This is a genomic window from Pseudomonas sp. NFACC37-1 (genome assembly GCF_900101575.1).
GTDB classification, from domain to species: domain Bacteria; phylum Pseudomonadota; class Gammaproteobacteria; order Pseudomonadales; family Pseudomonadaceae; genus Aquipseudomonas; species Aquipseudomonas fluorescens_AA.
Genome location: NZ_FMUZ01000004.1, coordinates 1 through 23,864 on the forward strand (window position 1 = coordinate 1; position 23,864 = coordinate 23,864).

Annotated in this window: 23 protein-coding genes and 1 pseudogene; 11 read left to right on the plus strand and 13 right to left on the minus strand. The window is 60.7% G+C overall.

Going from position 1 to position 23,864, the window contains the following annotated elements; translation table 11 throughout:
- Positions 1 to 113: pseudogene (locus BLP82_RS31545) on the plus strand (IS110 family transposase); the annotation flags it as partial.
- 290 nt (positions 114 to 403) lie between these two features.
- On the opposite strand, the gene BLP82_RS06225 reads toward BLP82_RS31545, so the two are convergent.
- Both BLP82_RS06225 and cysZ read right to left on the minus strand, forming a co-directional pair.
- Entirely contained in the window at positions 404 to 1,603 is a 1,200-nt protein-coding gene (locus tag BLP82_RS06225; protein ID WP_092166093.1) for a glycosyltransferase family 4 protein, read from the minus strand.
- Positions 1,604 to 1,642: 39 nt separating this feature from the next.
- A complete protein-coding gene (gene cysZ, locus BLP82_RS06230) occupies positions 1,643 to 2,398 on the minus strand; it encodes a sulfate transporter CysZ (protein WP_053125122.1) in 756 nt (251 codons plus the stop codon).
- A 311-nt stretch (positions 2,399 to 2,709) separates the two neighbouring features.
- On the opposite strand from cysZ, the gene trxB reads away from it, so the two are divergent.
- Entirely contained in the window at positions 2,710 to 3,672 is a 963-nt protein-coding gene (trxB, locus tag BLP82_RS06235; RefSeq protein WP_003205459.1) for a thioredoxin-disulfide reductase, read from the plus strand.
- Positions 3,673 to 3,853: 181 nt separating this feature from the next.
- Here trxB and BLP82_RS06240 read toward each other — a convergent pair whose 3' ends face one another.
- The 7 genes from BLP82_RS06240 to BLP82_RS06270 form a co-directional block, all read right to left on the minus strand.
- Positions 3,854 to 5,104, minus strand: coding sequence for a 2-aminoadipate transaminase (locus BLP82_RS06240; protein ID WP_092166095.1), 1,251 nt, complete (start codon positions 5,102 to 5,104; stop codon positions 3,854 to 3,856).
- A gap of 303 nt (positions 5,105 to 5,407) precedes the next feature.
- A complete protein-coding gene (locus BLP82_RS06245) occupies positions 5,408 to 5,746 on the minus strand; it encodes a HopJ type III effector protein (RefSeq protein WP_092166097.1) in 339 nt (112 codons plus the stop codon).
- On the minus strand, positions 5,739 to 6,035 hold the full coding sequence (locus tag BLP82_RS06250; protein WP_003205454.1) for a DUF1244 domain-containing protein: 297 nt from the start codon (positions 6,033 to 6,035) through the stop codon (positions 5,739 to 5,741). Before BLP82_RS06250 ends, BLP82_RS06245 begins: the two co-directional genes overlap by 8 nt.
- A gap of 99 nt (positions 6,036 to 6,134) precedes the next feature.
- Positions 6,135 to 6,515, minus strand: a complete 381-nt coding sequence (folX, locus tag BLP82_RS06255; RefSeq protein WP_025211888.1) for a dihydroneopterin triphosphate 2'-epimerase — start codon at positions 6,513 to 6,515, stop codon at positions 6,135 to 6,137.
- Positions 6,516 to 7,076 (minus strand): GTP cyclohydrolase I FolE, encoded by a 561-nt coding sequence (gene folE, locus BLP82_RS06260; RefSeq protein ID WP_060740690.1) that lies wholly within the window; start codon positions 7,074 to 7,076, stop codon positions 6,516 to 6,518.
- Positions 7,077 to 7,096: 20 nt separating this feature from the next.
- Entirely contained in the window at positions 7,097 to 7,807 is a 711-nt protein-coding gene (gene folM / locus BLP82_RS06265; protein WP_092166106.1) for a dihydromonapterin reductase, read from the minus strand.
- A gap of 209 nt (positions 7,808 to 8,016) precedes the next feature.
- Positions 8,017 to 8,577, minus strand: a complete 561-nt coding sequence (locus BLP82_RS06270) for an antibiotic biosynthesis monooxygenase (RefSeq protein WP_092166107.1) — start codon at positions 8,575 to 8,577, stop codon at positions 8,017 to 8,019.
- A gap of 219 nt (positions 8,578 to 8,796) precedes the next feature.
- Here BLP82_RS06270 and BLP82_RS06275 point away from each other — a divergent pair, with 219 nt between their 5' ends.
- Positions 8,797 to 9,753, plus strand: a complete 957-nt coding sequence (locus BLP82_RS06275) for a MerR family transcriptional regulator (RefSeq protein WP_092166108.1) — start codon at positions 8,797 to 8,799, stop codon at positions 9,751 to 9,753.
- On the opposite strand, the gene BLP82_RS06280 is transcribed toward BLP82_RS06275, so the two are convergent.
- Both BLP82_RS06280 and BLP82_RS06285 read right to left on the minus strand, forming a co-directional pair.
- A complete protein-coding gene (locus BLP82_RS06280; protein WP_060740694.1) occupies positions 9,750 to 10,355 on the minus strand; it encodes a hypothetical protein in 606 nt (201 codons plus the stop codon). The genes BLP82_RS06275 and BLP82_RS06280 overlap by 4 nt on opposite strands.
- 54 nt (positions 10,356 to 10,409) lie before the next feature.
- Positions 10,410 to 10,883, minus strand: coding sequence for a PAS domain-containing protein (locus BLP82_RS06285; RefSeq protein ID WP_092166109.1), 474 nt, complete (start codon positions 10,881 to 10,883; stop codon positions 10,410 to 10,412).
- Between the two features lie 155 nt (positions 10,884 to 11,038).
- On the opposite strand from BLP82_RS06285, the gene BLP82_RS06290 reads away from it, so the two are divergent.
- From BLP82_RS06290 to BLP82_RS06305, 4 genes are all read left to right on the plus strand, one after another.
- The gene (locus tag BLP82_RS06290) at positions 11,039 to 11,494 is read left to right on the plus strand and encodes a flavodoxin (RefSeq protein ID WP_060740696.1); all 456 of its coding nucleotides are present in this window, start codon (positions 11,039 to 11,041) and stop codon (positions 11,492 to 11,494) included.
- 141 nt (positions 11,495 to 11,635) lie between these two features.
- Positions 11,636 to 12,418: a class II aldolase/adducin family protein gene (locus tag BLP82_RS06295; RefSeq protein ID WP_092166110.1), complete on the plus strand. Its 783-nt coding sequence runs from the start codon at positions 11,636 to 11,638 to the stop codon at positions 12,416 to 12,418.
- A complete protein-coding gene (locus BLP82_RS06300) occupies positions 12,418 to 13,320 on the plus strand; it encodes an alpha/beta fold hydrolase (RefSeq protein ID WP_092166111.1) in 903 nt (300 codons plus the stop codon). The genes BLP82_RS06295 and BLP82_RS06300 overlap by 1 nt, the downstream gene beginning before the upstream one ends.
- A gap of 348 nt (positions 13,321 to 13,668) precedes the next feature.
- Entirely contained in the window at positions 13,669 to 14,580 is a 912-nt protein-coding gene (locus BLP82_RS06305; protein WP_092166112.1) for an SDR family oxidoreductase, read from the plus strand.
- Positions 14,581 to 14,687: 107 nt separating this feature from the next.
- Here BLP82_RS06305 and BLP82_RS06310 read toward each other — a convergent pair whose 3' ends face one another.
- Positions 14,688 to 15,470, minus strand: a complete 783-nt coding sequence (locus BLP82_RS06310; RefSeq protein ID WP_092166113.1) for an ATP-grasp domain-containing protein — start codon at positions 15,468 to 15,470, stop codon at positions 14,688 to 14,690.
- 648 nt (positions 15,471 to 16,118) lie between these two features.
- On the opposite strand from BLP82_RS06310, the gene BLP82_RS06315 reads away from it, so the two are divergent.
- The 4 genes from BLP82_RS06315 to BLP82_RS06330 all read left to right on the plus strand — a co-directional run bounded on the left by BLP82_RS06315 (position 16,119) and on the right by BLP82_RS06330 (position 22,956).
- Positions 16,119 to 17,912, plus strand: coding sequence for a DUF1302 domain-containing protein (locus tag BLP82_RS06315; RefSeq protein WP_092166114.1), 1,794 nt, complete (start codon positions 16,119 to 16,121; stop codon positions 17,910 to 17,912).
- Positions 17,913 to 17,934: 22 nt separating this feature from the next.
- Positions 17,935 to 19,302: a DUF1329 domain-containing protein gene (locus tag BLP82_RS06320; RefSeq protein WP_092166115.1), complete on the plus strand. Its 1,368-nt coding sequence runs from the start codon at positions 17,935 to 17,937 to the stop codon at positions 19,300 to 19,302.
- Between the two features lie 204 nt (positions 19,303 to 19,506).
- Positions 19,507 to 22,056 (plus strand): helix-turn-helix transcriptional regulator, encoded by a 2,550-nt coding sequence (locus BLP82_RS06325; RefSeq protein ID WP_092166117.1) that lies wholly within the window; start codon positions 19,507 to 19,509, stop codon positions 22,054 to 22,056.
- 198 nt (positions 22,057 to 22,254) lie between these two features.
- Positions 22,255 to 22,956: a hypothetical protein gene (locus BLP82_RS06330; RefSeq protein ID WP_092166119.1), complete on the plus strand. Its 702-nt coding sequence runs from the start codon at positions 22,255 to 22,257 to the stop codon at positions 22,954 to 22,956.
- On the opposite strand, the gene BLP82_RS06335 is transcribed toward BLP82_RS06330, so the two are convergent.
- Complete coding sequence (locus BLP82_RS06335; protein ID WP_092166121.1) at positions 22,921 to 23,742, minus strand: IclR family transcriptional regulator; 822 nt, start codon at positions 23,740 to 23,742, stop codon at positions 22,921 to 22,923. The genes BLP82_RS06330 and BLP82_RS06335 overlap by 36 nt on opposite strands.
- Positions 23,743 to 23,864 lie beyond the last annotated feature (122 nt).

Consider the following 23,864-nt stretch of genomic DNA (forward strand, 5'->3'; position numbering starts at 1 on the left):
ACCATCGCAATGTTGTGGTGTGCGCGTTGGCGAACAAACTGGCGCGCATAGCCTGGGCCTTAGCGCATACCCATGGAATATATGAGGCAGGGCCAAGCGCACAGAACGCTTGACCCTGCGTTACCGAGCACCACCCACCTGGTTTTGCGATGCTGGATAACAGATGACGTAAACGGCCTACCGACCTGACAGAAAACCTGGGCTCCCACACGGCTCTAAAGCCGATCTACCCTAATCAGGACTGTCAGGCGCGATTTTCATCGCGGCGCGAATTTATCTTTTCGACGCCGAATAGATTGCGGCAAGCCAATCACGCATCCAAATTCAGTATTGCAGAAACTGAGAGGACCATAGATGTGGGAGCGAGCTTGCTCGCGATGGCGATCTCAATATCGCCGAAGACTCAGCGCACAGTCGGCGCAACAGGCATCACCTGCTCACCCACGCAAACCCCTCGCAGTTGCGCTTCAAATTGCTCGATCACCGCCGCCCAACCCTGGCGACTGGCATGCTGGCGCGCATTGAGCCGCACGCAACGCAAGGTCTCGCGCTCCTCCAGCAGCCAACGGGCGGCATCGCAGAACGCCTCTTCATCCCCCGGCATCGCCAGCACGCCGTTATAGCCGTGGCGAATGTGTTGCGCAGCCGCGGCCTGATCGTAGGCCACCACACCCAGCCCGGACGCCAGCGCCTCCAACACCACGTTGCCGAAGGTTTCGGTCAGGCTCGGAAAGACAAACACATCCCCGGACGCATAGTGGCTGGCCAGCGCCTCGCCGCGTTGCGAGCCGCAAAAGATCGCCTCGGGCAATGCCTGCTCCAGCTCGGATCGTTGCGGGCCGTCGCCGACTATCACCAGCTTCATCCGTCGCCCCGCAAAAGCGCTGCACAGCGTCTCGAAACTGCGCTTGAGCAGCCCCAGGTTTTTTTCCGGTGCCAGGCGTCCGACATGGAGTACGGCGATGTCGTCGTCGCCCAGGCCCCACGCTTCGCGCAGGCTTGGCGAGCGCTTGACCGGATGGAACAGTTGGCTGTCCACGCCACGGGACAACAACGCCACGCGCTCGAAATGCCGTCGTTCCAGTTCCAGGCGCTGGCTGAGACTGGGCACCAGGGTCAGGCTGGAGCGGTTGTGAAACCAGCGCAGGTAATGGGTGAGCACGCGACTTAACAGCCCGAGGCCGTACTGTTGGGTGTATTGCTGGAAATTGGTGTGGAAACCACTGACCACCGAGATGCCCAGGCGCCGTGCAGCCCGCAGCGCCGACAAACCCAGCGGCCCTTCCGTGGCGATGTAGAGCACGTCCGGACGATGACGTTTCCAGCGCCTGAGCAGCTTGTGCATCGACGCCTGGCCCCACTGCAAGCCCGGATAGCCCGGCAGCGGCCAGCCCCGGCACAGCAGCAACTGCTCGTCACCGGCTTGGCGTAAGTCGTCGGCCTGGCGAGGCCGTATCAACTCGACCTGATGCCCGCGAGCGCGCAAGCCGTCGTACAGGCGACCCAAGGTATTGGCCACGCCATTGATTTCCGGCGGGAAGGTTTCGGTGATCAGGGTAATGTGCAGGGGTGTGGTCATGACCCCAGTGTCGACCGGGGCCATTTCGTCATTGTGACGCCAGGATGATGGATTTGTGACGGCTCAGCCCTGACGGGCCAGGGCGGTCTCGGCGCCTTGCTCGCGCACCCAGAACAAGGTCGCCCCGGCCACTGCCGCTGGCATCATCAGGATGTTCACCACCGGGATCAGCAGCACCAGGTACACGCTGCCGCCAAAACCCAGGCTCTGCCAGCGTTTTTCCCGCAGCCAGGCGAGCATTTCGTTCCAGCCCAGCTTGTGGTTGTCCGCCGGGTAGTCGATGTACTGGATCGCCATCATCCATACGCCGAACAGCAGCCACAGCGGTGCCGCCACCAGATTGACCACGGGGATGAACGACAGCACGAACAACCCCAGGGCGCGGGGCAGGAAATAGCCGAGTTTGCGCGCTTCCCGACCGAGGGTCCGGGGGATCATGGCAATCAATTCGGCCCAGCTGAAGGCCGGGAAGTCGTCGGTGCCACGGATGACCACTTCGACTTTTTCCGCGAGAAAGCCATTGAACGGCGCGGCGATGATGTTGGCGAGCATGGTGAAGGTAAAGAACACCATCAGCACGACGAGCACCACGAACAGTGGCCAGAGCACATAGCTGAGGAAACTCAGCCACTCTGGCAGCGACGGCATCAGCGTATCGACCCACAGGCTGAACTGATGGCCGGCCAGGTAGATCAATCCGACGAACAGCACCAGGTTGATCGCCAGGGGCAAGAGTACGAACAGGCGCAGGCCCGGGCTCAGGACCAGCTTGAGGCCTTCTCGCAAATATTGCGGGCCGGACAGGACGGGGGCGGGCATAGGTGACTCCGAGCGAAGGTGAACGCGCCGACCTTACCGGCTTTACCCAGCGCGGGAAAGCGGCGACATGGCGCGTAACAACCTTTATGGCAGCGAATGCGCCTATTGAAGGGGCCGCTGCGGATAGAGCTCACCTATGAGCTGGATTGTTAAACCGTATTTCCTTAATCTTCGCTCCCTCGATACGCTGCACCCATTCTTTCCCAGGACTGTCGAACCCAAGCCTTCCCCAAGTGCGTCAACGGTCCTTTTTTATTCACGCCGCTCACCCGGCGTTCCGGTCCGCGAGGTCCGGTCAACAGGAGCAGGTCATGTCTGAAGTGCGTCATTCGCGAGTGATTATCCTTGGTTCCGGCCCTGCCGGTTACAGCGCTGCGGTCTATGCGGCCCGTGCCAACCTCAAGCCGTTGCTGATCACCGGCATGCAGGCCGGCGGTCAATTGACCACCACCACCGAAGTCGACAACTGGCCGGGCGATGTCCATGGCCTGACCGGCCCGGCCTTGATGGAGCGCATGAAGGAACACGCCGAGCGCTTCGAGACCGAGATCGTTTTCGACCACATCAATGCCGTGGACTTCGCCGCCAAGCCGTACACCCTGACCGGCGACAGCGCGACCTACACCTGCGATGCCCTGATCATCGCCACCGGTGCCAGCGCGCGTTACCTGGGCCTGCCGTCGGAAGAGGCCTTCATGGGCAAAGGTGTGTCGGCTTGCGCCACCTGTGACGGTTTCTTCTACCGCAACAAGCCAGTGGCGGTGGTCGGTGGCGGCAACACCGCGGTCGAGGAAGCGCTGTACCTGGCCAACATCGCCAGCACGGTCACCCTGATCCACCGTCGCGAAACCTTCCGCGCCGAGAAGATCCTGATCGACAAGCTCAACGCCCGCGTCGCCGAAGGCAAGATCATCCTCAAGCTCAACGCGACCCTGGACGAAGTGCTGGGCGACAACATGGGCGTGACCGGTGCCCGCCTGAAGAACAACGACGGCAGCTTTGACGAGATCAAGGTCGACGGCGTCTTCATCGCCATCGGCCACACGCCGAACACCTCGCTGTTCGAAGGCCAGTTGGAGCTCAAGGACGGCTACCTGGTGGTCAAGGGCGGCCGCGACGGCAACGCCACCGCCACCAGCGTCGAAGGTATCTTCGCGGCCGGCGACGTGGCCGACCACGTCTACCGCCAGGCGATTACCTCGGCCGGTGCCGGTTGCATGGCAGCCCTGGATACCGAGCGTTACCTGGATGGCCTGCAGAACGCTTCGTTCTGATCCATTGGGCATAAAAAACCGGCTTCGGCCGGTTTTTTTCTACTTAGGTTCCATGCAAACCCTGTGGGAGCGGGCTTGCTCGCGAATGCGGTGGATCAGCCGGCACAGTGTTGACTGACATACCGCATTCGCGAGCAAGCCCGCTCCCACAGGGTTTTTGTGTCCTCAGAAGCACTGCATTTCAGGACAGCTTCGCCAGGCATGCCTCCAGAATATCCAGCCCCTCTGCCAGCACTGCCGGCTCGGTCGTCAATGGCGCCAGCAACCGCACGATGTGTCGCGACTTGCCACTGGGCATCAGCAGCAGGCCCGATTCCCGTGCCAGGGCCAGCAGTTGCGTCAATTGCGCCGAAGCCGGGGTGCCGTCGGCCTGGCTCAGCTCGATGCCGCGCATGGCGCCGACGCCAGTCAGGCGGCCCAGGTAAGGGCTTAGCCCGCGGCTGCGCCAGGATTCGTAGCGGCTGACGATCGCCTCTTCCTGTTGCACGCCCCAGGCGTGCAGGTTGGCGTCGGTCATTTCGTCCAGGGTCGCCAGTGCGGCGGCGCAGGCGATGGGGTTACCCGAGTAGGTGCCGCCCAGGCCACCCTTGGGCAGGTTGTCCAGCAGCGCCTTGCGTCCCACCACCGCACCGAGGGGCACGCCGCCGGCAATGCTTTTGCCCAACAGGATCAGGTCCGGTTCGATGCCCAATCGGGAGAAGGCAAAGCGCTGGCCGGTGCGGCCGAAGCCGGACTGGATCTCATCGATGATCAGCACAATGCCCTTGTCATCACAGAACTGCCGCAGGGCCTGGGCGAAAGGCACGTCCATCGCCAGGAAGCCGGCTTCGCCCTGCACCGGTTCGACAATGAAACAGGCCACGTCATTCACATCGATCTCGACGCTGAACAGCCGCTCCATGGCCTTCAAGGCTTCTTCACAGGTGACGCCGTTATCCCGGCTGGGGTACGGCAGGTGATACACCGGCCCGGGCAGGACGCCGACTTTCTGTTTGTAAGGCGCGACCTTGCCGTTGAGGTTGAGGGTCGCCAGGGTGCGGCCATGAAAGGCACCGTCAAATGCGATCACGGCGGTACGGCCCGTGGCGCCCCGCACGATCTTCAAGGCGTTCTCCGCCGCCTCGGCGCCGCTGTTGGTGAGCATGCCGCTGACTGGGTAATCCACCGGGACAAACGCAGCCAGGCGTTCCATCAATTCAATGTAGGGGGCGTGAGGGGCGGCGTTGAATGCGTAGTGAGTCAGCCGCGTAGCCTGTTCGCGGATCGCCTCGACAATGCGCGGATGACAATGGCCGAGGTTCAGCACACCAATGCCTCCGACAAAGTCGATGTAGCGTTTGCCATCGGTGTCCCAGACCTCGGCGTTCCTGCCGTGGCTGAGGCGGACGGGATGCACGATGGAGATCGATTGGCTGATGGTTTCGCTGCTCATGGATGACGGCCCGGACGAAGGAGAAATTTCCGTTATCTAAGCCGCGAGCAGAGGGGGCCGGCAAACGAAATAAAGTTGCCGGGTCAATCTTAAAAGTCGGGATGTTGGAAAGTATTGGTCAGCCAGGATGAGCTCAGCCCTTGTGGCGAGGGGATTTATCCCCGTCGGGCTGCGCAGCAGCCCCAAAGCAGTTACCCAATCAGTCTGACACACCGAGGCGGCAGGTCTCAGGGCTGCTGCGCAGCCCAGCGGGGATAAATCCCCTCGCCACAAAAGCGGGCCTCACCACGCAGGCAGGACCGATCAGCGCCGTTGCAGCGGCTGCTCGTCGAACTTCACGCCTGCCAGGCCATGAACCATCAGCGCGCGGATATTGCCATGATCACTGCCTTCGGGTGTGGCCAGTACCGAACGGTAATGTTCGCCGAAAGCCAGCAGCGCTTCTTCATCGCTCAAGCCTTCGAGCAGGGCCAGGCCCAGGGTCTTGCACGAGCCTTCGTTCTGCCCGGCGGCGTTTTGCACGCCACCGTTGTTGAAGGCTTGGGGTTGGTAGTCGTAGGCGGCAGTGATAAAAGCCAGGGTGTCGGCGAAGACATGTTCGCCGCTCTGGAGGCTGGTGCGCAGGGTATTGAGATCAGGCATCGGGTTTTCCTTTGGCGAACGCCGCCTGTTGTTCGGCGCTGGCTTCTTTCTGGTATTGGGCTTTCCATTCGGCGTACGGCATGCCGTAGACCACTTCGCGGGCGTCGTCGAGGCTGACCTCGACCTGGCGCTCATCGGCGGCGGCCTTGTACCACTTGGACAGGCAGTTGCGGCAGAAGCCGGCGAGGTTCATCAGATCGATGTTCTGCACATCCTTGCGGCTGTCCAGGTGGGCAACCAGCCGACGGAAAGCGGCGGCTTCGAGTTCGAGGCGTTGTTGGTCGTTCATGGAGGTCTCTGCGAGGCAGCTTCAAGGGGCAAGCTTCAAGCTGCAAGAGTGGATTTGCGGTGGTCAGGCTTGAAGCTTACAGCCTGAGGCTTGCAGCTGCTACGAAGTAGCCCGGCTTGCTGCGAGTGTGATCGACACTGATTCGGCGAATCGCAAGGCGTGGGGCTTGTCGACTTCGACTTCGGCGTACAGCACCGACTCGTTGGCCATGACCAGGTCGAGCAATTCCTGGGTCAGGCGTTCGAGCAGGGCGAAGCGGTTGCCTTCCACGTGGGCAATGATCGCCTTGGTGATGGTGCGGTAATTCAGCGCGTGATCGATGTCGTTGTCGCGCACCGCCTCTTGCGCGGCATAGAGGATGGTCAGGTTGATCAACACATCCTGCTTGTTGAGGATTTCATCCTCGTTGATGCCGATGAAGGTGCGCAGGCGCAGGTCCTTGACCTTGATGCGTGCCATGGCTGGCTGAAGTTGTGGCATTTACTTGCTCCGTCGAATCAATTGCAGGAACTCCTGGCGCGTGGTGCTGGAATCGCGAAAGGCGCCGAGCATCACCGAGGTGTTCATGGTCGAGTTCTGTTTTTCGACACCGCGCATCATCATGCACATGTGCTGGGCCTCGATCACCACCGCCACGCCAGCGGCCTGGGTGACCTGCTGCACCGCGTCGGCGATTTGCCGGGTCAGGTTCTCCTGGATCTGCAGGCGGCGGGCGAACATGTCGACCAACCGGGCGACCTTCGACAGCCCCAGGACCTTGCCGGTAGGAATATAAGCCACATGGGCCTTGCCGATGAAGGGCAAGAGGTGATGTTCGCACAGGGAATAGAGTTCGATGTCGGCGACGATCACCATTTCATCGTTGTCAGAGGCGAACAGCGCGCCGTTGACGATCTGCTCGACGCTTTGTTCATAGCCGTGGCAAAGGTACTGCATGGCCTTGGCGGCACGCACCGGAGTGTCGAGCAAACCTTCGCGCTCGGGGTTTTCCCCCAGGCCGATGAGGATCTCGCGGTAGTTCTGGGGCAGGGATAGCGTCATGGTGCATCCTCGAAACAAGGCTATTTGACGTGCCGCCCGCCGTTGACGGTCAGGGTCGTGCCGGTGACATAAGGGTTGTCCAGCAGATAACGCAGGCTCTGGTAGATCACTTCGCTGCCGGGTTCTATACCCAGTGCGGACTTGGCCAGGGCCTTGGCGCGGTAAGCCGCGTCGTCTTCGGGGTTGAACAGTAGCAGGGCCGGGGCGATGCCGTTGACCTTGATCGCCGGGGCGAACTTGGCCGCGAACGACAGGGTCAGGCTTTCCAGGCCGGCCTTGGTTGCGCAATAGGCGATATGTCGGGCGCTGCCCTTGCGGGTCACGTCATCGCTGATGTGCACGATATCCGCCGGCGTTGAACGCAGCAGCAACTCGGCGCAATGCAGGTTGATCAGGTAAGGCGCAAGCATGTGCACGCCGAACATGGCGTTGAAGGCCGCCGTTTCGCTGCCCGGGCCTTCGGCCAGCCAGGCCGAGGCGTTGTGCACGATGGCCCGCAGCCGGTCGGTGTGTTGCTTGAGTTGCTCGATAAAGGCCAGGATCCCCGTTTCGCTGGAGAAGTCGGCGAACAGCACCACTGCCCCCAGGTCCCGCAACGTTTGCACGCCGGGGCGTTCGGTGCGATAGGTCGCGATCACCGGGTGCCCGTCCTCCAGCAAGCGCCGGGCGCAATGCAGGCCGACGCGCTGGGCTGCACCAGTGATCAGGATCGGAGCGGTGACGCTGGACATGGGACGGCTCGGTTCACGGCAAGAGCAAAACTATAACAGCGACACGGGGCGCGTCCTATGTACAAAGATCAATCCGGTCGCGACCAGTTGCCCACTGTGGGAGCGAGCTTGTTCGCGATGATGGACTGACCTTCAATATCCTCATCGACTGTCACACCGCTATCGCGAGCAAGCTCGCTCCCACAGGAGGACTGTCGAGGCCGGTGGCATCAATGATTGCGCGTAGCCGGCAACGCTTGCTGCGGCGCGCCGTTGAGCCAGTTCGCCAGCAGATGGGTCGACATCGGGATAAACAGGTAGACCATCAACGGTGTCAGGATGACGGTGCTGATGAGCACGCGGCTCAACAGGCCCAGTTCGCCCAGCAGTGGTCCCAACAGGAAATTGAACAACAGCGACACGGGGAAAAACGCCAGCCAGATGGCCACGGCCTGTTTCCAGCGTGGCGGACGCTGGCCGACCGCGCCGAACCAGCCTTCGATACCACGCACCCGATGTTCGGAGGGATGGGCAAACAGATCGCTGCCCCGTCCCAGCCAGGCCGTGCGCGAGGCGGAGTGTTCCCAGGCGTGCAGTGTCTGCTCGTCGGCAAAACGGAAAATGATCTGGAATTCATCGTCCTGGGGCGGTGGCGCGAGCACGCCGGACCCCAGGTAACCCGGGAAATCGGTGGCCAATTGTTCGCCTTCGCGCAACCAGGCTATCAGATCCTGATAGCGTCCATTGGCGACGCGGCGGGCCACCATCAACGTGACGGGTGAGGTCGACATTATGTATCTCCGTAAGACAGGCGCAGCGCTCCGGATAGGAGGTTTGCGGGGGACGCCCCCGGGGTGGTGGTTGCGTCTGGTCGTCAAAAAACAGGCAAGGATTATTCCCGATTGTGCGTAAAACAACAAAACCGTACACCTGAATACGTTTGCCCTTGTCATGACGTGTCTTGGAGGAGGAAGATAGGATCCAATTGCCAGCCGGAATTGTCTGCCAAAATGAGCGTAATCACAGAGGATAGCTTTGTTTTCCAGGCATCAGCCTTGAAAAGGGAAGATCTGTTTCCCATTCGCGAAGTCGCCCGCATGACCGGCGTGAACCCCGTGACCCTACGCGCATGGGAGCGGCGCTACGGTTTGATCCAGCCGACTCGCACCGAAAGCGGGCATCGCCTGTACTCGTTGAGCGATATCGAAAAGGTTCGCAGCATCCTGGCATGGATCGAGCGCGGCGTGGCAGTCAGTAAAGTAGGCAAGATCCTGGCCAAGACCGAGGCGGTGCAACCGGTCTCCACGCTGCTTTCATCCGACCTGGTCAAGGCTGATCACGCCCGGTGGCAGCAACAGGTAGCGGACGCGGTTGGCAACTTTGACGATGTGGAGCTGGATCGCGTCTACGGCCAGGTCTTTTCCACCTACACCGTGCCGGTCGTATTCCAGGACATCCTGATGCCGCTTTGGCGACAAATGCTATATCGCCAGCCAGAGTTCGGGCAAATCAGTGAATGGGTGTTTTTCGACGGGTTCCTGCGTTCGCGCATCATCCAACGGCTGTTGTTCAAGCGCGAAGGTCATTCGCCGCGGGTCCTGGTCTGTGCCCTGGCCGGCCAGTGCCGTGAGCTGGAGTTGCTGGTCGCGGCGCTGTTCCTGTCCAGCGCGGACGTGGGCGTCAGGGCGCTGTCGATCGGCCTGCCATTCAACGAACTGACCTTGGTGTGCCAGAAGATCCAGCCGCTGGCCTTGGTGCTGGTTTCCAATCATGCGCCGGTCCCGGATTTGTCCAAGCGCTTGGGCAAATTGGCGATGAGCCTGGATTGTCCGTTGATGCTGGCCGGTGAAGCATCCGACCTGGCGCAGGAAAGCCTGGCTGGCTCGTCGATCGGTTGCCTGGGTAACGAAGGAACAGTGATGCGCCAGCGCCTGCGTCAATTTCTGGCAGGCAACCTCGACACCTAGAGATGCATGGAGGGATGGGTCAGGCGATGTTGCTGCAGGATGTACTGGCGCAGGCGCTCAGTCTCGTCCTGGTCATTCTGGTTCAGGTGATAGGCCAGCAAACCTCGATCGGTTTCACGTTCGAAGGCACCACGCAACGAAATTCTTTCGTAGCCTGAGGGGCTGAACCACAAGGCAAACTGCTTCGGTGGCTTGGTCCGGCTGCGGTTTTCCAGCAATACACCTTTGCAGGACACTTCGTGGACCCAGAGCGGTCCCGGCTGGCCCTTGATATTTTCCAGCGCCACCGGCTCGTCGAGCGTCAGGCGCCACGGGCGTATCTTCGGTCCGTCTTCGTAGATGCTGGGCACCCCCAGGCGCAGGTGCATGGCATGGAATTCGTCTTCCACCAGATGCAACGGAAACGTCATTTGCTGGTTTTCGAAATTGGCTTGCAGCGTGACCTGCTCATTCGCCGCCAGGCGCGTCAACAAATCACGGATCTGCGACCCACCGTTGACCAGCAAGCTCGACGTGACATCCCGCTCGTTCAACTGCGGGTTGTGTTGCATGGTCCGGATGAAATCCAGTTCATCCTGCGTCAGAAGGGCATCGCGCTGCATGGTCGGCTCGAAAGGATAATTTACATTTTCACTGGTGATTGTAGTGACTGACCGTTAATTCGGGGTTTTGTTTGCACCGTTCGTCGCCTCAAGCCGGGCAATCGTTTCCCGGGCTTCGGCCAGTTCCTTTTCCAGCTGGGCGACGCGTTGTTGAGCCTTGACCTGGGTCGTGACGTCTTTTTGCACACCGACGAAATAGGTATACCCGTCAGCCTGGTTTTTTACCGTGGACAATGACAGATCATTCCAGAACGGCGTGCCGTCCTTGCGGTAGTTGCGCAGCACCTCTCGACAGGCACCGCCCTCTCGCAAGGCCTTGCGAATCGACTCCAGGGATGGTTGGTCCCGATCACCCGACTGCAGGAACCGGCAATCCTGGTAAAGGATTTCGTCGCGGTGATAGCCGGTCAAGCGTTCGAAGGCCGGGTTCACATAGATCAGGATATTGTCTTCGCCTTCTTTTTCAGCGATGACAATCCCGTCGTTGGAAGCATTGATGACCAATTGCATCAGTTGAGCGTTGATCATTTGAAAGATCCCTTTTGAACATCCCTGTTGAGTCAGCATTTTAAAAGAAATCGAAAGGCTGTCCACTGCCCATTACTGCCGTTGAGAGCCATTCGCAGCCTTGTGGGTGCAACTGGTACTATCCCGGCTCTTTTTTCAGGATCAGGATCAGATTGATGAAAGTCGCCATTCTTTCCGGCTCAGTGTATGGCACCGCCGAAGAAGTCGCCCGGCACGCCGCCAAACTGCTGCGCGATGCGGGCTTCGACGCCTGGCACGATCCTCGTGCGACCCTGGCGGATGTCCAGGCATTCGCGCCAGAAGCCTTGCTGGCGGTGACGTCTACGACCGGCATGGGCGAGCTGCCAGACAGTCTGATGCCGTTGTATTCGACCATCCGCGACCAATTGCCAGGGTTCTTTCGCGGCTTGCCTGGCGCAGTGATTGGCCTGGGCGACGCCAGCTATGGGGATACCTTCTGCGCCGGCGGCGAGCAGATGTGCGAATTGTTCGCCGAACTGGGCGTTCGCGAGCTGCTGCCGATGCTGCGTCTGGATGCCAGCGAAAGCGTCACGCCGGAAACTGACGCCGAGCCGTGGCTGGCCGAGTTGATCGACACGTTGCGGTCTTGAAGCGCAGGCGGTGACTCGTTTGGCCAGTAAGCTGGCTGCCAATGCAACTACCACCTCCGAAAGACCTGACTAGACTGAGTTTTCTTGCGTACGACGTTTTGATGACAAGACTCCTATAACAAGAAACCAGAGGTCAGAGCCGTGAGCGTAGCGCCCGTCCAAACGACACTCAGTATCAAGGAACAGGTCAGTGCGGCCGAATGGCAAACCCGGGTAGACCTTGCCGCCTGTTATCGGCTTGTCGCGCTGCATGGTTGGGATGACCTGATCTTCACCCATATTTCTACGAAGGTTCCCGGCACCGAGGACTTTTTGATCAACCCGTTCGGGTTGATGTTCCATGAAGTCACCGCTTCGAGCCTGGTCAAGGTTGACCAGGGCGGCAACAAGTTGATGGACAGCCCCTACGAGATCAATCCGGCCGGCTACACCATCCACAGCGCGGTGCATGAGGTGCGCCATGATGTGGCTTGTGTGCTGCACACCCACACCGCCGCCGGAGTGGCGGTATCGGCGCAGAAGCAAGGCGTGTTGCCGATCAGCCAGCAAGCACTGTTCGTGCTGTCGAGCCTGGCCTATCACGCTTACGAAGGGGTGGCCTTGAATCACGAAGAAAAGGCACGCCTGCAGGCCGACCTGGGCGAAAGCAATTTCCTGATGCTGCACAACCATGGCCTGCTGACATGCGGCGGGACCATCGCCGATACCTTCTTGATGATGTTCACCTTTCAACGAGCCTGTGACATCCAGGTCCTGGCCCAGAACGGCGGGGCTGAATTGATTGCCATCGAACCGCAGATTCTGGCCGGCGCCCGGGCGATGATCGCCGGAGTGACCAAAAGCGCCCAAGGCATGGGCGGCGCGTTGGCCTGGCCGGCGTTGCTGCGCAAGCTCGATCAACAAGACACCGGGTACAGAAGCTGATGGCCCTGGCCCAGATTCCCCTGCGTATCTGGCGCCAGCGCAGCCAGACTTTCCTGTTCCGTGGCCACGCCATCCGTTATTGGGTGGCGGGCCAGGGCGAGCCGCTGCTGTTGATCCATGGTTTTCCCACCGCCAGTTGGGATTGGCATTACTTGTGGCAACCCTTGGCGCAACGCTACCGGGTGATCGCGTGCGACATGCTCGGTTTCGGCGATTCCGCCAAACCGATGGATCATGTCTACAGCCTGCTGGAGCAAGCCGATCTGCAGCAGGCCTTGCTGGCGCACCTGAATGTGAAGGGGGCGGTGCATGTGCTGGCCCACGATTACGGTGACAGCGTGGCCCAGGAACTGCTCGCTCGGCATTACGAAGCACGCATCCATCTTGAGAGTTGTGTCTTTCTCAATGGCGGCCTGTTCCCCGAAACCCACCGCCCGGTATGGGCCCAGAAACTCTTGTTGAGCCCCCTGGGCTGGCTGCTGGGGCGGATGTTCTCCCGGGAAAGCCTGGCCTGCAACTTTCGGCAGATTTTCGGCCCCAGGACCGGCCCTACCGAAAGCGAGCTGGATGACTTCTGGAGCCTGGTGGAGGCTCATCACGGTCCGCGGATCATGCACAAACTCATCGGCTATATTCCCGAGCGCCGTGTGCAGCGGGATCGCTGGGTGCTGGCGATGCAGCGCGGCGAAGTGCCGTTGCGGGTGATCGACGGCGCCGTCGATCCGATTTCCGGTGAACACATGGTGGCGCGCTACGAGGCCCTGATCCCGAACCCGGACACGGTGTTGCTGCCTGACATCGGTCATTACCCGCACACCGAGGCATCGGTGCAGGTGCTCAAGCATTACCTGGCGTTTCGCGAAGCCATCGCCGCGCCGCACAGACAAATGGCCTGTACCTGACGACTTGGCATTGAGAAGCGAACCTGTGTGGGAGCGGGCTTGCTCGCGAAGGCGCCAGCACAGCCAACATCCATTCTGACTGGAAGACCGCTTTCGCGAGCAAGCCCGCTCCCACAGTTTTCGGGCGTTTACAAGATTGCGTTCCACTGCAAATCCCTGTGGGAGCGAGCTTGCTCGCGATAGCGGTCCTCCTGCCAACAGGAAAGTCGAATGCTCCGCCGTGGCTTGGGCCTGCATCATCCCCCCACCTTATCGGCCACCATTCACTGCCAATCGTGTTGATTGTGACCGGCCGACAGGTGCCGGACACTCGTGGTCATTGTCCTATCCGCCTGCTGGAGTTCTGCCATGAGTGAGTCTGTGCGCTTCGAAGATAAAGTCGTGATCGTCACGGGAGCCGGCGGTGGCCTGGGGCGCGCCCATGCGTTGCTGTTCGCCAGGCAAGGCGCGAAAGTGCTGGTCAACGATCTTGGCGGCTCGGCGCAAGGGGATGGGGCCAATGCCTCGGCAGCGGATCGGGTGGTCGCCGAAATCCGCGAGGCGGGCGGCATTGCCGAGGCCAACCACGACTCGGTCACCGATGGCGACAAGCTGGTGCAAAACGCGCTCGATGCGTTCGGTCGCGTCGACGTGGTGGTCAACAATGCCGGGATCCTGCGGGACAAGACATTCCACAAAATGGACGACGCCGATTGGGACCTGGTCTACCGCGTCCACGTCGAGGGTGCCTACAAGGTGACCCGGGCCGCATGGCCGCACCTGCGTGAGCAAAACTACGGGCGGGTGATCTTCACCGCGTCCACCTCGGGCATCTACGGCAACTTCGGCCAATCCAACTACGGCATGGCCAAGCTCGGCCTTTATGGCCTGACGCGAACCCTGGCCATCGAAGGCCGCAAGAACAACATCCTGGTCAATGCCATCGCTCCTACTGGCGGCACCCGCATGACCGAAGGCCTGATCCCGCCGCAGGTGTTCGAACAACTCAAGCCCGAACTCGTCAGCCCGCTGGTGGTGTACTTGGCCAGTGAGGCCTGCCAGGAAACCTCCGGCTTGTTCGAGGTGGGCGGCGGCTGGATGGGCAAGGTGCGCTGGGAGCGCAGCCTGGGTGCGGGCTTCGACCCGCGCAAAGGCTTTTCGCCCGAAGACGTCGCCGCCCATTGGCAGCAGATCTGCGACTTCGAGCATGCGGTACACCCGAACGACAACCTTGAAGCGTTGAAGGAAATGATGGCGAATCTGCAACGCCACGCTATCTAACTCTCACCGCTCGTGCCGCTTGCCGCCAGGCGCGGCAAGCGTGCTCATGGACAATTCTTTGTTCACCCGGGCCGCCAGGTTCGCGGTGGTCTCGATAGGGCAAAGACCTATTCCGTACGGCTCAACATCCAGGCAAAGCGCGCGGCGGGCCATTCCTTGCGGTCTGATACCTGCCCATCGCCGAGCTCGACCACCCGCAGAACACCGTCTGACCGGAGTACTACGTCGACCGAAAAAAAAGGACTGTCGATCAACCGTGCGCACTCGGTCACCAACTCAGGAATCTCATCGGTGACGCCGTAGGCCCGCCCGTGGAGTACAAAATAACGACGCTCGGTTTCTTCAAGGTATTCCTCTCGTCGTCTGACGCAGATACCGCCTTCAATCTGTCCCCGATATTGGCGCATCTCTTCAACAAGCGGCGCTATGTCTTCGGGACTGTCCACCAGGCTGCCACCACCAGTGTTAAGTGACTTTACATAGTCCTTGATGAAATAGCCTGGCCATTGCAGGCCTTCGAGTGCCTGAGCGAAGTTTGCATCGCTGTCCAGCACCACCGTTTCGCTCGTACAGGCAGCCAACAACGGATACCACTGTGGCAAGTGATGACAGTGTTGGTATTGTGTGGCGTTGGTTACTTCAGTGACGCCTTTTTCACGCAGTTGGTTAACCAAAGCGGCATAAGCATCGGGTGTCAGCATCCACCCACGGTACAAAATCGATTTTCCGGGTGTGAGGGGCGCAGAAGTCTTGAAAAGGCCTGCTTCGAAATCTTCAAAAGAGAACAGCACAGTCCTCAGTCCCGCAGTCATTACCGCTTCGTACTCTTCAGCGTACTGCTCATCAGGACGTTTTTTATCAAATGGGTCGCTAGGGTAAAGGAGATGCATATTGCTTTTTACCTATAGAAAGTGGCGGAGCAAATGCTGCTGGGGTTGGTACTTCATGAGCGCTTGTTTTCAGCCGTTTCTGATCATCTATCCCTCAGCATCCAAGGCGAGGCAAAGGACTACAATTTCGATCACATAAGCCGTGCAGATTAACCTTTCCTACAACAACGTAGGAAACAAGAAGTTTTAACTCGGAAATCACCGCACATAAAAAAGGCCGCTGCCAAAAGCAGCGGCCTAAGCGTGACGTTGCAAAGGAGCTACAAACCAACGTCGATAAACACGGGATGATGGACCGATACACCAATCCATCCGAATGACGGTGCGCCAGGCTGGAGGGAAAGCCATGGCGACTTGCGCTTGCAGGCCCGTTGCCCTGCAAGCCCGGCCAGCATAGGGAACGAGCCCGACGGGAAACAGCCCGGATCCGGACATGCACCGTTGCAGGGCGCGTAACAGTCGCAGGCGGGGCAGGAATATGCGTGGCGCTGATGGCCCATCATCCAGTCCGTCCATGGGGCGCGCAAACGCCCGTCCCGCAGGGGCTGTAATCCTTTTGAGGTACAGCGCGAATACCTCCTTGGTGCGCTTATCGCCCATGGCGTGCGGCAGTAGGGTGAAGCCTCTGTCACTCACTGGGGAAGACGCATGACAACAATAACAATGCGCGCCATCTTCAAGCCGCAGGCGCTGGCCGTCGCGGTGGCCTTGGGTTGCTGTGCCCAGGCGCAGGCCGTTTCATTCAACATTGGCGAGATCGAGGGTCAGTTCGATTCCTCGCTGTCCGTGGGCGCGAGCTGGGGCATGCGCGATGCCGACAAGGATCTGGTCGGCACGGTCAACGGCGGGCGGGGCCAATCCTCCACCGGTGATGACGGACGGCTGAATTTCAAGAAAGGCGAGACCTTTTCCAAAATCTTCAAGGGCCTGCACGACCTCGAGCTCAAGTACGGCGATACCGGTGTGTTCGTGCGTGGCAAGTACTGGTACGACTTTGAACTCAAGGATGAGGGCCGCGAGTTCAAGGACATCAGCGACAGCAATCGCAAGGAAGGCGCCAAGTCCTCGGGGGCACAGATTCTCGATGCCTTTGTCTATCACAACTATTCCATCGCCGATTTGCCGGGCACCGTGCGCGCCGGCAAGCAGGTGGTCAGCTGGGGGGAAAGCACCTTCATCGGCAACTCCATCAACAGCATCAACCCGGTGGACGTGTCCGCGTTCCGTCGCCCCGGTGCGGAGATCAAGGAAGGCCTGATCCCGGTGAACATGCTGTTCGCCTCCCAGGGCCTGACCGACAAGCTCACCATCGAAGGTTTCTACCAGTTGGAGTGGGACCAGACCGTGGTGGATAACTGCGGCACGTTCTTCGGCAACGACGTGGTGGCCGACGGTTGCACCAGTGGCTACACCGTGGGCAGTCCGGCGATTGCGCCGTTCGTGCCCTTGACCCAGGCATTCGGCCAGGGGATCCAGGTGTCCAGCGAAGGGGTGATCATTCCCCGTGGCGGCGACCGCGACGCCCGCGATTCCGGCCAGTGGGGCACGGCGTTGCGCTGGCTTGGCGACGATACCGAGTACGGCCTGTACTTCATGAACTACCACAGCCGTACGCCTACCGTCGGAACCACCACGGCGGGGCTTTCGACGCTGGCGGCGTTGCCGGGAATGGTCGCGATCGCCAACGGCCTGGCCCCTGGCAGCGGTGCGGGTCTGGCGCAAAGCGTGATGCTGGGCCGTGGTGGGTACTACCTTGAATACCCGGAAGACATCCGCCTTTACGGCGCCAGTTTCTCCACGACGTTGCCCACCGGCACCGCCTGGACCGGGGAAATCAGCTACCGTCCCAACGCGCCGGTGCAGGTCAATACCAACGACCTGACCCTGGCCCTGGTCAATCCGATTGCCGGTGGCGCGGCATCGCCCATCGCGACCGCACCGGGAGCCGACAACACCGGTTACCGGCGCAAGGAAGTGACCCAGGTACAGAGCACCCTGACGCACTTCTTCGATCAGGTGCTGGGGGCTGATCGCCTGACGCTGGTCGGCGAAGCGGCGGTGGTGCATGTCGGTGGCCTGGAGTCCAAGGACAAGCTGCGTTATGGCCGTGACTCGGTCTATGGCCAATACGGCTTCCAGGGCGACACCGATGGTTTCGTCACCTCGACGTCCTGGGGCTATCGCGCCCGGGCGATCCTCGATTACTCCAACGTGATCGGCGGGGTGAACTTCAAGCCCAACGTGTCCTGGTCCCACGACGTGGCCGGCTATGGCCCCAACGGTCTGTTCAACGAAGGTGCCAAGGCCATCAGCGTTGGTGTCGATGCCGATTACCGCAACACCTACACCGCCAGCTTGAGCTACACCGACTTTTTTGGCGGCGATTACAACGTTCTCGAAGACCGCGATTTCCTCGCGCTGAGCTTCGGTGTGAACTTCTGATCTGGCTGACAAGGAAAACCCAATGCGCAAGATGATCCTGCAATGCGGTGCCCTGGCCTTGAGCCTGCTGGCGGCGAACGTGATGGCGGCGGTTTCGCCGGAGGAAGCGAATAAACTGGGCACCAGCCTCACGCCGTTGGGCGCGGAAAAAGCCGGCAATGCCGATGGCTCGATCCCGGCCTGGACCGGTGGCATCGCGAAAAACGCCGGGGCCGTGGACAGCAAGGGATTTTTGGCCGACCCGTTCGCCAATGAAAAACCGCTGTTCACCATCACTGCCGCGACCGTGGACAAGTACAAGGACAAACTCTCCGAAGGGCAAGTGGCGATGTTCAAACGCTACCCGGAGACCTACAAGATCCCGGTCTACCCGACCCATCGCAGCGTCGCGTTGCCGCCGGAAATCTACGAGTCGGCCAAGCGCAGCGCCCTCAACGTGACGTCCATCAACGACGGTAACGGCTTGTCCAACTTCACCGGCAACCGCTACTACGCCTTCCCGATCCCCAAGAACGGCGTGGAAGTCATATGGAACCACATCACCCGTTATCACGGCGGCAATCTGCGACGCATCATTACCCAGGCCACGCCACAGACCAATGGCAGCTTCACGCCGATCCGCTTCGAAGAAGAAATCGCCGTGCCCTTCCTGATCAAGGATGCCGACCCGGAAAAGGCCAGTAACGTACTGACCTATTTCAAGCAGGAGGTCACCGCCCCGGCACGCCTGGCCGGTAACGTGCTGCTGGTGCATGAAACCCTCGACCAGGTGAAGGAACCACGCCTGGCCTGGATCTACAACGCCGGCCAGCGCCGTGTGCGTCGTGCCCCGCAAGTGGCCTACGATGGGCCGGGCACCGCCGCCGACGGGTTGCGCACCTCCGACAACTTCGACCTGTTTTCCGGCGCGCCGGACCGCTACGACTGGAAGCTGGTCGGCAAAAAGGAAATGTACATCCCGTACAACAGCTACAAGCTCGACTCGCCCAGCCTCAAGTACGACGACGTGATCAAGGCAGGCCACATCAACCAGGACCTGACCCGCTATGAACTGCACCGGGTCTGGGAAGTGGTCGGGACGGTCAAGCCCAGCGAGCGGCACATCTACGCCAAACGCCACATGTACTTCGACGAAGACAGCTGGCAGGCGGCGCTGGTGGACCACTACGACGGCCGCGGTCAACTGTGGCGGGTGGCCGAAGGTCATGCCCAGTTCTACTACGACCATCAGAACCCGGGCTACACCCTGGAGGCGCTCTACGACATCATCGCCGGCCGCTACATCGCGCTGGGGATGAAGAACGAAGAGAAACACAGCTACGAGTACGGCTTCGAAGCCCGGGCAGCCGACTACACGCCGGCGGCGCTGCGCTCGACCGGGGTTCGCTAAGCACTGAGGGCTGGAAAGATGACTGTGGCGAGGGGATAAATCCCCTCGCCACAAACTGTGTCTGACTTGAAATGATCATGAACGACCGGCAGCCCCTTCTGCCGGTCGTTTTTTTATGGGCGCCAATCAGCGCGCTGAATACTTCTCCAAAGGTCGGCGACACAGGGCTAGGGTGGTGAGATAACAATAAACAGGATCACTCACATGACCGCCATGACTCCGTGTCCGGACCGTCCAGGATTGCTGCCTCGCCTGTCCTCGACGCATCTGCCGCGGCGGTCCTTGAGCGAGCCGCTGCTGGCTTCCGAGGCGCGGGTAAAATTGCTCTGCGCGCCGGCGGGCAGCGGCAAGAGTGCGTTGTTCGCCGAGTGCTTCCTGCAGGCGCCCAGTGACTGTCGGCTGCATTGGTTGCCCTTGGGGGGCGTGGCGTTGAGTGCGGCGCAAATGTGCGAGCACCTGGCGCAGACCCTCGGGCTGCCGGTGCTGGATGAAGCGGGTTTGTTGGCCCATCTGGCACGTTTGCAAACACCCACCTGGTTATTCCTGGACGACTATTGCCGGGTGCCGAACCCCGAGCTGGATCAACTGCTCGACCGTTTATTGAACACCAGCAGCCCGGCGTTGCACCTGTGGTTGAATGGCCGCCGCCGCCCCCACTGCAACTGGCCGCGACTGTTGCTCGATGACGAACTGCACGAGTTTGACCCGCAGGCATTGTTCTTCACCCCTGATGATGTCCAGCCACTGCTTCGTCATCTGCCCGCTCCCCAGGCTGCCCGCACGGCTCGCGAGGTGATTCAGCGCAATGGTGGCTGGTGTGCCGGGGTGCGCATCACCCTGCTTGAGCGCTGCGAATGGGCGCGCAGTCATGCGACACCGGGGCGGCCGAGGACCTTGCTCGACTACCTGGAGTACGAACTGTTCAGCACGCTGACCCCGGATCTGGCACAGGCCTGGCGCGTGCTGGCGCATCTGCCGCGGTTCAATGCCCGGCTGTGCGAGCACTTGTTCGGCGACACGGTGGGCGCCCAATGCCTGCCGTTGTTGCTGGAGTTGGGGTGTTTCATCGAGCCGTGGGAGCAGACCTCGGATTGGTTGCAAATCTTCCCGGCCCTGGCCCGGTTGGTGCGTGAAGAGCCTTGGTCCCAGGGGCGCTCCTGGCATCGACGGGCCTGTCAGTGGTTTGCCGCCGAGCAGGACTGGCAAATGGCGTTCGAGCAAGCCATGTTGGCCGAGGAGTTCGAGACCGCCGTCAGCTTTTTGCAGCATCTGAATTTCGAGCACGTCTTGCAGCGCCGTAACGCGGTGCTGTTGCTGAGCTTGCACGATCAACAAGGCGAAGCGCTGACCCTTGATACGCCGCAATCGGTGGGGTTGGTCACCGCTGCGCTGTTGTTCGCCGGACGCTTCGATGAGGCGTCGACGTGCATCGAGCAACTGGCCAGGTTCCTGCCGCAGCCTTCGGCCTGTCGGCAGCGACAGGTGCTGGCCAGGTGGCTGGTCTTGCGCGGCTGGTTGCTGCACCTCTCGGGCGATGGCGAAGCGGCGCGCGAACATTTTCTCCAGGCCCAGGCCAGCCTGGACCCCGAGGCCTGGTCCCAACGGGTGCTGTGCCTGGGGGGGCTGACGCAGCAGGCGCTGCTGGCTGGCGAACTGGCCTCGGCGCAATGGATCAACCGCCAGGCGTTATGCCTGGCGCGTGCGCAGGGTTCGCTGGTCTTTGAAGGATTGCTGGAACTGGACCACGCCCAGGTCCTGGAGCAACGCGGCGCGCCGCATCGGGCCGATCATTTGCTGGCCGCCGTCCAGGCACTGCTGGATAAACCGGGCCAGGACTTTTCCGCGTTGTTGGGACGGATTGCCTTGCGGCGCGGGCGCCTGGCGTTGCGCATGGGCTTTGAGGAACGGGCCGCCGAGCACTTTCAAACGGGCTTGGAAACGGGCCTGCACAGCCAGGATAAACAGGTGCTCTATGGCTTCCTCGGCAAGGCCTGCCTGGCTGCCAACCAGGGCGACTACGGCGAGGCCTTCATGCACCTGCGCGATGCCGAGCGGGTCATGCAGCAGCGGCACATCCCCGACACCGTCTACCGTGGTGTGTTGTTGCAAACCAGCTGCCAGTTCTGGTTGCAACAGGGGCGGGCGGAACTGGCCCATGAAGCCTTGACCCGCGTCCTGCGGCATTTTCGCGGACCCCAGGCCAAGCACGCGCCTCCCGCGACCCTGGAGTTGATTGCGCGACTTGAATACCTGCTGGTGCTGGCCGAGGTCTACTTGCAGCGGGCACAGGCGCCACAAGCGCGCCTGCAGGCCATGATCGCCCAGGCGCAGCACGGTGAAATGCACAGCCTGGAAACCGAACTGCACCTGGTGCTGACGGAGGTCGTCTGGTTGTCCGGCGATCGTGCCCAGGCCCGGTCACTGTTGCGAGAGGGGCTCGAGCGAGTCACGTGCTGGCGGGCCCAGCAAGCGTTGTGCGAACTGGGCTTGCGCCAGCCCGAGTTGTTACGCTGGGGGCAATCGGCAGAACAGGTCGAGTCGCCCGTCACCGCCGAGGAGACGTTGCTCAGTCATCGCGAGTTGGAGGTTCTGGAGCTGATTGCCCAAGGGCATTCAAACCAACAGATCGCCGAACAGTTGTTCATCTCGTTGCACACGGTAAAAACCCATGCGCGTCGCATCCACAGCAAGTTGGGTGTGCAGCGACGTACCCAGGCGGTGGCAAAAGCCAAGGGCATGGGGGTGATGGGTTAGCTGCAATGAGTTGAAACTTCACGCTCGCTTACACTTGCTTTTTTACAGTCGGGCGCTGGCCTGTGTATAACGGCCCGACTTAAGTTCAACTTTTAAGTTGCCGCTTAAGTTGACCAGATGCCATGTTGTCGCATCAGGCGCACACCCCATAACGGCTCGAACAGGAAGTTCGAGTCCATGAAATGACAAGGATGTCTTATGAATACCCCGTTGTTTTCTTCTCACTCCGAAAGGCTTCCAGCACTGAAAAACACCCGCGTGGATTTTGCCGTGCAGGTGCTATTGGATCATTACCTGGAACCATTGGGCGTCAACCCATTCACTGCCTATGTGAATACGTTGATGGACTTCCCCACGCTCGAAACAGGAACTTCTCGAACGTTATTCGAGGAAACGCTGGCCTGGGTTGAAAAGCAAAGCCTGCCAACCTACACGCAAGGAATCAGTAATGTGTTCAGCAGGCGTTATTCCTTTGCTGCCGAAGACCGGCTAAAGACGCTGGACTTGATCGCCTTTGAAAAAATCGTCATAGACGTCGTTGCAAGTTTGACGGAAAAACCTGCAATCGATTTATCCCCGCGTCCCCTCAGGCCATTGACCGCCGAGGATGTGCACGGTGCCTTGAAAGTTCATGCGCCCAACATCTATCCGGAGGGCGTATACGTGACCAGCTTTATTGACCATGGCCCCGGCAGGCGCATGGTGTTGTCTTCCGAGCGGCTGGTTGAGTATCTACTGGGCCATTTCAAGAACGATGTGATTCCCTTCCATTCGAAGGGCAGCCACCAAGGTATTTATACCGTCGGCTTCAGCGGGGAGGAGCGTCACCTCCATCCGCAACTGATCACCCCGCATCTCAATGATCTAGTGATCAGGATTGTCCCGGATTTCCTGGGCTGATCCTGGACCCGCCTCATATCCCATCCGCCAACTCACGGCCCGGGTCGCCGCCAACAGTCGTTGCGCCGCCGGGCCGTTTTCGTCGGCATGGAACAGCGAGGTCGGGCCGACGATGGTCATCACGGCCTTCACCTCGCCGACCGCATTGAAGACCGGGGCGGACAAGGCGTCCACGCCCGGCATCAGCAAGCCATGCACATGGTGCAGGCCACGGCTGCGAATCTGCTCGCACAGGCTGGCATAGGCGCGATCATCGGCCAGGGCGTGGTGCTCGGTGCCTTGCACTTCCTGCTCGCGCAGGCCGATCGTCTCGCGCGCTGGCAGATAAGCGCTGAACACCAGCCCCGTGGACGAACTGAGCAGCGGCAACACCGATCCCAGTTGCGTCACCACGGTCACGGCCCGTACGGCAGGTTCGATACGCACCACGGTCGCGCCATGGTTGCCCCACACCGCCAGGAAGCAGGTTTCGTTCAAGTCATCGCGCAACTCGGCCAGGGGCAGGGCGGCCACTTGCAGCACGTCCATGCCGTTCAACGCGGCCAGGCCCACGCGCAGGGCCTCGCGGCCCAGGCCGTAGTGGTTGGTGGCGGCGTTCTGCTCGGCGAACCCGCTGGCGATCAAGGCCTGCAAGTAGCGATGGACCTTGCTCGCCGGCATCTGCACGTGCTCGGCCAGGCGCGACAGTGATGTGGAGGGGGAGAGTTCGGCCAGGGCCTTGAGAATGTCGGTGCCGACTTCGGCCGAGCGGACTTTCTGTTTACCGTTGCTGAGCGGGGTTTCCATGGAGGCACAGGGTCCAGAGGCGAATGGGCGTCTTTATAGCTTGACGGTCGCTGTCGAGCAAATTACGTTATGCGTAATTGAATTACGATAAAAATAACCCGGTGCGCCTCAACCACTTCATT

Coding starts and splice junctions, on each gene's coding strand:
- BLP82_RS06225 (WP_092166093.1), bottom strand. CDS start 1,603: ATGGCCCCGGTCGACACTGGGGTCATGACCACACCCCTGCACATTACC.
- BLP82_RS06290 (WP_060740696.1), top strand. CDS start 11,039: ATGAAAGTCGCCATTCTTTCCGGCTCAGTGTATGGCACCGCCGAAGAA.
- BLP82_RS06245 (WP_092166097.1), bottom strand. CDS start 5,746: ATGCCTGATCTCAATACCCTGCGCACCAGCCTCCAGAGCGGCGAACAT.
- BLP82_RS06315 (WP_092166114.1), top strand. CDS start 16,119: ATGACAACAATAACAATGCGCGCCATCTTCAAGCCGCAGGCGCTGGCC.
- folM (WP_092166106.1), bottom strand. CDS start 7,807: ATGTCCAGCGTCACCGCTCCGATCCTGATCACTGGTGCAGCCCAGCGC.
- BLP82_RS06320 (WP_092166115.1), top strand. CDS start 17,935: ATGCGCAAGATGATCCTGCAATGCGGTGCCCTGGCCTTGAGCCTGCTG.
- BLP82_RS06325 (WP_092166117.1), top strand. CDS start 19,507: ATGACCGCCATGACTCCGTGTCCGGACCGTCCAGGATTGCTGCCTCGC.
- cysZ (WP_053125122.1), bottom strand. CDS start 2,398: ATGCCCGCCCCCGTCCTGTCCGGCCCGCAATATTTGCGAGAAGGCCTC.
- BLP82_RS06335 (WP_092166121.1), bottom strand. CDS start 23,742: ATGGAAACCCCGCTCAGCAACGGTAAACAGAAAGTCCGCTCGGCCGAA.
- BLP82_RS06305 (WP_092166112.1), top strand. CDS start 13,669: ATGAGTGAGTCTGTGCGCTTCGAAGATAAAGTCGTGATCGTCACGGGA.
- trxB (WP_003205459.1), top strand. CDS start 2,710: ATGTCTGAAGTGCGTCATTCGCGAGTGATTATCCTTGGTTCCGGCCCT.
- BLP82_RS06250 (WP_003205454.1), bottom strand. CDS start 6,035: ATGAACGACCAACAACGCCTCGAACTCGAAGCCGCCGCTTTCCGTCGG.
- BLP82_RS06240 (WP_092166095.1), bottom strand. CDS start 5,104: ATGAGCAGCGAAACCATCAGCCAATCGATCTCCATCGTGCATCCCGTC.
- BLP82_RS06300 (WP_092166111.1), top strand. CDS start 12,418: ATGGCCCTGGCCCAGATTCCCCTGCGTATCTGGCGCCAGCGCAGCCAG.
- BLP82_RS06310 (WP_092166113.1), bottom strand. CDS start 15,470: ATGCATCTCCTTTACCCTAGCGACCCATTTGATAAAAAACGTCCTGAT.
- BLP82_RS06275 (WP_092166108.1), top strand. CDS start 8,797: ATGAGCGTAATCACAGAGGATAGCTTTGTTTTCCAGGCATCAGCCTTG.
- BLP82_RS06285 (WP_092166109.1), bottom strand. CDS start 10,883: ATGATCAACGCTCAACTGATGCAATTGGTCATCAATGCTTCCAACGAC.
- BLP82_RS06270 (WP_092166107.1), bottom strand. CDS start 8,577: ATGTCGACCTCACCCGTCACGTTGATGGTGGCCCGCCGCGTCGCCAAT.
- BLP82_RS06280 (WP_060740694.1), bottom strand. CDS start 10,355: ATGCAGCGCGATGCCCTTCTGACGCAGGATGAACTGGATTTCATCCGG.
- folX (WP_025211888.1), bottom strand. CDS start 6,515: ATGCCACAACTTCAGCCAGCCATGGCACGCATCAAGGTCAAGGACCTG.
- folE (WP_060740690.1), bottom strand. CDS start 7,076: ATGACGCTATCCCTGCCCCAGAACTACCGCGAGATCCTCATCGGCCTG.
- BLP82_RS06330 (WP_092166119.1), top strand. CDS start 22,255: ATGAATACCCCGTTGTTTTCTTCTCACTCCGAAAGGCTTCCAGCACTG.